The organism is Streptomyces sp. 8L, from assembly GCF_020176795.1.
Taxonomy (GTDB): domain Bacteria; phylum Actinomycetota; class Actinomycetes; order Streptomycetales; family Streptomycetaceae; genus Streptomyces.
On sequence record NZ_JAIUKE010000573.1, the window covers coordinates 1 to 6,427 of the forward strand.

Below are 6,427 nucleotides of genomic sequence, written 5' to 3' on the forward strand. Positions count from 1 at the left end.
GTGCGGCGTCCGGGTTCGTGCGATCATCGTTGCTTGCACAGGGGTTTCCTTTCAGAGGTCCTGTGTCGCGCGCCCCGGGGGGGGGCCCCCGGCGGGGGCCCCCCCCCCCCGCGTGCGGCCCCGGACTCCTGAGAGAATCGGGCGTGCCCCTCGACCCGCCGGCCCGGCGGGCGCCGCAACCGCGCGGCGGACCAGGGGGCGGGCCCCCGCGGGGCCGGACCACGGAGGCGAGCGATGAGCGCCGCGCAGGAGCGCGAACCCCACTTCGTCCGCTCCTTCGAGCGCGGACTCGCGGTGATCCGCGCCTTCGACGCCGACCACCCGGAGCTGACACTCAGCGAGGTGGCACGCGCCTGCGACCTGACGCGCGCCGCCGCGCGCCGCTTCCTGCTGACCCTCGCGGACCTCGGCTACGTGCACACGGACGGGCGCGCGTTCCGCCTCAGCCCGCGCGTCCTCGAACTCGGCTACGCCTACCTCTCCAGCTTCTCCCTCCCCGACATCGCGCAGCCGCACCTGGAACGGCTCGTCGCGGAGGTCCACGAGTCGTCCTCGCTGTGCGTGCTGGACGGCGACGACGTCGTCTACGTGGCCCGGGTGCCGGTCAGCCGGATCATGACGACCACCATCACGGTCGGCACCCGCTTCCCCGCGTACGCGACCTCGGTGGGGCGGGTGATGATCGCGCACCTGCCGCCGGAGCGCACCGACGAGGCCGTGCGGCGCGGCCGGCTCGCGGCGCTCACCGAGCGCACCATCGTCTCGACGGAACTGCTGCGCGCGGAACTGGACATGATCAGGGACCAGGGCTACGCGATCGTGGACCAGGAGCTGGAGGCCGGCCTGCGGTCGGTCGCGGCACCGGTGCGCGACGGCGCGGGTACGGTGGTCGCGGCCGTCAACATCCCGGTCCACGCGAGCCGTCACTCGGTCGAGTCCGTCCGCGAGGACCTGCTGCCCCGCCTGCTGGCGGCGGTCGCCCGTATCGAGGCCGACCTGGCGGTCGCGGCGCCCCGCCGCTGAGCGGCGGCGTACGGGCGGCGGTACGGGCAGGGCTCGACGACAGGGGAGACCGCGCATGCGAGGGGACGGGCGGGACGGCTGGCTCCGGGTCCCCGTGGGCGCGGAAGCCGTCCGGTGGACGACCCGTGGCCGGTGCAAACTGGTCCTGCTGGTGGTCCACAACGTCACCTCCGCGACCCGCCTGCTCGACGTCCTCCCCCTCTTCCGTGACGACCTGCGCGTCCAACTCCTCGCCACCTGTACGGGATCGTCGCCGTTCCGGTCCGGGGTGGCGGAGCTGCTCGCGGCGGTGGGCGTCCCCGTGGTGCCGTGGGAGCAGGCGCTCGCGCTGCCGGTGGACCTGGCGGTCTCGGCGAGCTTCGGCGGCGAACTGCACGCGCTCAAGGGTGCCTTGACGGTCCTCTCGCACGGCGTCGGCTACAACAAGCGGCTGGCGGCGCCGGGCGGCGGACAGTCCGCGCCCGACGCGCCGCAGGGCCAGGCCCCGGTCTTCGGCCTCTCCCCCGACTGGCTGCTGCACCAGGGCGCCACCGTGGCCGACACGCTCGTCCTGTCGCATCCGGAGCAGCGGGACCGGCTGCGCGCGGCCTGCCCGGAAGCGCTGCCGACCGCCCTGCTCGCCGGCGACCCCTGCTACGACAGGCTGCTCGGCGCACGGCAGTACCGGGCGCGCTTCCGCCGCGCCCTGGATGTGCGCGCCGGCCAGCGGCTCGTGGTCCTCAACTCCACCTGGAACCCGGAGTCGCTGTTCGGGGACGGCGGCGCGGCCGACGTACTGCCGTCCCTGCTGCCCAGGTTGGCCTCGGAGCTGCCCGCCGACGAATACCGGATCGCCGCCGTCCTGCACCCCAACATCTGGCACGGACACGGCCCCGGGCAGGTCAGGGCGTGGCTGGACGGCGCCGTGCGCGGGGGCCTCGTCCTCGTCGACCCGCTGGAGGGGTGGCGGCAGGCGCTCGTCGCGGCGGACGCCGTGATCGGGGACTTCGGTTCGGTGAGTTACTACGCGGCGGCCCTGGGCACCCCCGTCCTGCTGGCCGCCGACGCGCCCGACCGGCTCGACCCGGCCTCACCGGTCGCGGCGTTCGCCCGTCAGGCGCCCCGTCTGGCGCCGGGCGCTCCCCTGCTCGGTCAGCTCGACGCGCTGATCGGCGGCCACCGGCGGCCGGCCGGTCCCGGACGCCTGGTGTCGTCGGCGCCCGGCCGCTCCGCCGCGCTGCTGCGGCGCCACTTCTACGGGCGGCTCGGTGTGCCCGAGCCGCCGGGCCCCGCGCTGCGCGACCCGCTGCCGCTGCCGCCGTACGAGGCGGCGGTCCGCACTGCGCCGCTGCGGGTGCTGACCCGGGTGCGCGGACCCCGCGAGGTCGAGGTCGCCCGGTACGCCGATCCTGCGCGTGAACCGCGCGGCGGCGGTTCGCGGCACACCGCCGTGGACGAGGACACCCTCGATCCCGGGCGTCTCGGCCTGGCCGATGTGATCCTGCGCCACGGCGCGGCCGACGACCCGCGCTTCGGCGGTCCCGCCGGATGGGCGGCCGAGGTGCACGAGCGCCATCCGGGCTGCGCGCTCGCCGCGTATGTCACGGGGCCCGGCACCTGCGTGGCCGTGGACCGCGCGGGGCGCGAGTTCGCCGTCACCGCCGACCCGGCGGGCCCGGAACCCGGCGTCTACGCCTCCGCCCTGTACGCGGTGCTCGCGGGCGGCGCGCGGCCGGAAGCGCTCGCCGCCGGGCTCACCGTGGTGACCGGCGGGAGCGTGCACCACGCCCGCGTCAGTCCCGGCCCCGCTCCAGGGCGCTGACGCACAGGGCCCGCACCCTCGCCAGTTCCCGCAGATGCAGGGTCGCCCCCTCCGCGGTCAGCAGCGGCACGGCCTCGTCGAGACGGGCGAGCGCCGTATCCGCCTCCCCCGCCTCCCGCTCGTTGACGGCGAGGTCGCACAGCGTGCGGGCGGTGTTGTAGGGGTCGTCGACCGCGTCGTACGGGGCGTCGGCCAGGCCCCGGAAACCGTTCAGCGCGCCGGTCAACAGCTCACGCGCCTCCTCGTGGCGGCCCAGGCCGCTCAGGGCCCTGCCGCGGTGGCGGACCAGCAGCAGCCGGGCACGCGGCACGTCCCGCCACCCCTCGTCTCCCGGCGCGATCCCGTCCAGGATGCGGTCCGCGCGCTCGAAGCACGCGTACGCCTCCTGGTAGCGCCACTGCCGCAGGCGCATCAGCCCGAGCGACTCGACGGCCGAGGCCCAGCCGCGCGGGTGGCCCGCCGCCTCCTCCGCGGCCGCCGCCGCCAGGAACTGCGCCTCGGCCTCGTCGTACTGGCGCAGCTCCATCAGGTCGAGCCCGAGCAGGGAGTGCGCCCGGCCCGCGTACCGCGAGCGGGGGTCGTGCAGGCCCGCGATCCGTACGCCGTCCCGCAGCGCGGGCAGCACCTCGTCGTGCCGGCCGGCCTTCAACTGGACCGGCCACATGGCCTGTACGAGCTGGTAGACCGCTTCCGCGCGGCCGAACTCGGCGGCGGCCGCCACCGCTTGGACCAGGTTGCCGAGCTCGGAGCCGAGCGCTTCGAGCGCCCGGCCCTCGTCGGGGTAGGGCCCGGCGGACAGGCTCTCGTAGAGCGGTCCGACCGTCCAGCCGCCCTTCAGCGCGGACTTGCGGGCCCGCACCCCGAACGAGAGGTACCAGTCGACGCTTCGGCCGACGGCCGCCGAGCAGGCCGCGATGCCGTCCTCCTCCGCCGCCGTACGCTCGGCGTGGGCACGGACCTCGGGCCGGTAGCGGTACCTGCCGACGTCCGGGTCCTGGAGCAACTGGGCGGCCACCAGCGCGTCGAGCAGCGGAGCGATCTCGTCCTCGGCCAGCTGGAGGGTGTGCGCGGCCATCGCGGTGCCGAACGCGGGCCAGGGGCGCAGCGCGAGCAGCCGGTAGGCGCGCGCCGCCGCGGGCTCCAGCGCCCGGTAGGCGCGCTCGGCCGCGCCCGTCACGGGATCGTCGGCACCGGTCGGCGCCGCGGGGCCCGTCCGCCGTCCGCGGCCGGCCGCGAGCAGCCGCGGGGCGGCGGCACGCAGCGCGTACGGCGAGCCCCCGCACTCCGCGAGGACCGAGGGCACGAGATCGGCCGCCGCGTCCAGCGCAAGGGCGGGGACGACGGCGGCGAGCAGCGCCCTGCTGTGCTTCTCGGGCAGCGGCCCCACCTCTACGGGAACGGCGTCGACTCCGGGCAGCGGGCCGCGCGCCACGATCACGGTGAGGACCCCCGGCGCTCCCACGATCAGCCGCCGTACCTGCGCGGCGGAGTGCGCGTGGTCCAGGACGACGAGGAGCCGGCGGTCCGCCACGAGCCGCCGGAAGAGCCGACCCCTGTCCTCGGGCGTGGGCGGGATGTGGGGCGCCTCCACCCCGATCTCCAGGAGGAGTTGGCGCAGCGCGACCGCCGGGTCCAGCGCCGTCGCGGTGGAGCCGCCGCGCAGGTCGACATACGCCTTTCCGTCGGGGAACAGCTTCGCGCTCCTGGCCGCGTAGCACTGGACGAGCGCGGTGGTGCCCATGCCCGCGGCACCGAGTACGGCGGCGACCCGGGGCGTGCCGCCGTACCTGCGGCGCGCCTCCTTGTCGAGTGCCTTCATCTCGGCCTCGTGGTCCATGAAGAAGCGGGGTCCCGGCGGTGTCTCCGGCTGCCGGAAGACCACCTCGGGCGCGCGCACCACCTGGATCAGCTCGCTCCATTCACGGGCCGCGGCGGGGTCGTCGGCGAGCACGCGGTACAGGGCGGCGGCGAGCGTCTCGGTCTGGGCGCCGCCGGCCGGGGCGCGGGTCTCGCTGCCCAGTGTGCGCCGCACCATCCCGCCGAGCGTCTCCCAGGCCCACTTCCCCGCCTCGTTGGCCATCCCCGAACCGACCGTGCCCAGCACGGCGTTGATCGCCGTGATCGAGATGAGGTCCATGGTCCCGCTCCCCCGCTCCGCTCCGCGCGCTGTGGAGCAACGGTATGCCGAAACGGCGCCGTGCGGGGTCACTTGGCGACACGGAGCGCGACGACGGGGAGCCGGAGCGCACGCGAGCTCACCCTGGGTGAGGTCGTCGCGCAGCGTGGCCGCCCCGCGGACGCCGAGCAGGCCAGGGCTCCGCCGCCGATACTGGGGCCATGACCCGACATGGAGAGCTGGGCGCGGCACTGCATCGCTGGCGTGACCGGATCGCACCCGCCGGGGCCGGAGTGCCGCGGGACGGCGCCGGGGACCGCGGCATGGAGCGGGCGGAGCTGGCGCGGCTGACCGGACTGTCTGTCGACCACATCACCCGACTGGAGCAGGGCAGGGCCACCACGCCCTCGTCCCAGGTGCTGGCCGCGCTCGCGCGGGCGCTCGGCCTGGACGACGTGGAGCGGCGCCATCTGTTCCTGCTGGCGGGGCATGCCCCGCCGGCCACCGACCAGGTACCGCGGCGGGTGCCGCCGAGTGTGCGGCGCATGCTGGACGGGATGGCGGGGACGGCCGTCGGCGTCCACGACGCCGCGTGGTCCCTCATCGCGTGGAACCCGCTGTGGGCCGCCCTCCTCGGCGATCCCGTCCCGTCCCTCGCCGGTCCGTGCAGGAACGTGGCCTGGCGGCACTTCACCGCGGCGCCGAGCCGCGTCACCCGTCCGGCGGAAGCGGCGGCCCGGTTCGAGACGGCCCTCGTGACCGATCTGCGGGCGGCGGCGGCCCGCTATCCGACCGATGTCGAACTGCGTGCGCTCGTCTCGGCGCTGCGCCGGGAGAACAGCCGGTTCGCCGAGCTGTGGACGTCCCGGTACACCGGCTCCCACGAGAGCGAGTCCGTCACCGTCCGTCACCCGGACATAGGCACCGTCGACGTCGACTGCGACGTCATCACGGTCCCCGGCTGCGACCTGCGGATCATCGCCCAGTCGGCCGCGCCGTCCAGTCCCGCGGCCGAGGCGCTGGACCTGCTCGGGGTGATAGGCACCGAGACGATGCCGTTCCCGGTGGCGGAGACCCGGCAGGCGTACGGCGAGGGCCAGGAGCAGGAGCCCGCCGGACTGTGACGGGGCGGCGGAGGGCGCGGTCCCGGGGGGGGCCGCGCCCTCGGCGTACGCCGGTGGTGTCAGCCGGGTGGCCGCGCCTTCGGGCGGGCGTACGTCCGGTCGGCTCACGTGGCGGTGCGGGCGCACCGTGCCGTTCCTACCGTGGCTGAATGCTCATCAGATCCGCGACGCGCTCCGCGCTCACCGGGACGGCGGCTCTCGCCACCGGCCTGCTGGTCCTGCTGCCTGCGGCACCGCCGGCAGCCGCCGTCACCCGGCCCGCGCACATCCGGCCCGGCTCCCGGGGCCCCCCCCCCCCCCCCCCCGGCGGGGGGCCCCCCCCCCCCCCCCCCCCCCCCCCCCCCCCCCCCCCCCCCCCCCCCC

Annotated in this window: 4 protein-coding genes and 1 pseudogene; 4 read left to right on the forward strand and 1 reads right to left on the reverse strand. The window is 76.3% G+C overall.

What is annotated here, in order from left to right:
- The first annotated feature begins 234 nt into the window (after nucleotides 1-234).
- Together LCE31_RS34630 and LCE31_RS34635 are read left to right on the forward strand one after the other, a co-directional pair.
- Nucleotides 235-1,023, forward strand: coding sequence for an IclR family transcriptional regulator domain-containing protein (locus LCE31_RS34630; RefSeq protein WP_225021622.1), 789 nt, complete (start codon nucleotides 235-237; stop codon nucleotides 1,021-1,023).
- A gap of 55 nt (nucleotides 1,024-1,078) precedes the next feature.
- Nucleotides 1,079-2,824, forward strand: a complete 1,746-nt coding sequence (locus LCE31_RS34635; RefSeq protein WP_225021624.1) for a hypothetical protein — start codon at nucleotides 1,079-1,081, stop codon at nucleotides 2,822-2,824.
- Here LCE31_RS34635 and LCE31_RS34640 read toward each other — a convergent pair.
- A complete protein-coding gene (locus tag LCE31_RS34640; protein ID WP_225021626.1) occupies nucleotides 2,796-4,961 on the reverse strand; it encodes a tetratricopeptide repeat protein in 2,166 nt (721 codons plus the stop codon). The two genes, LCE31_RS34635 and LCE31_RS34640, sit on opposite strands and share 29 nt — an antisense overlap.
- A gap of 200 nt (nucleotides 4,962-5,161) precedes the next feature.
- On the opposite strand from LCE31_RS34640, the gene LCE31_RS34645 reads away from it, so the two are divergent.
- Nucleotides 5,162-6,064: a helix-turn-helix transcriptional regulator gene (locus LCE31_RS34645; protein ID WP_225021628.1), complete on the forward strand. Its 903-nt coding sequence runs from the start codon at nucleotides 5,162-5,164 to the stop codon at nucleotides 6,062-6,064.
- 149 nt (nucleotides 6,065-6,213) lie between these two features.
- Nucleotides 6,214-6,427 (forward strand): annotated as a pseudogene (locus tag LCE31_RS34650) (hypothetical protein); the annotation flags it as partial.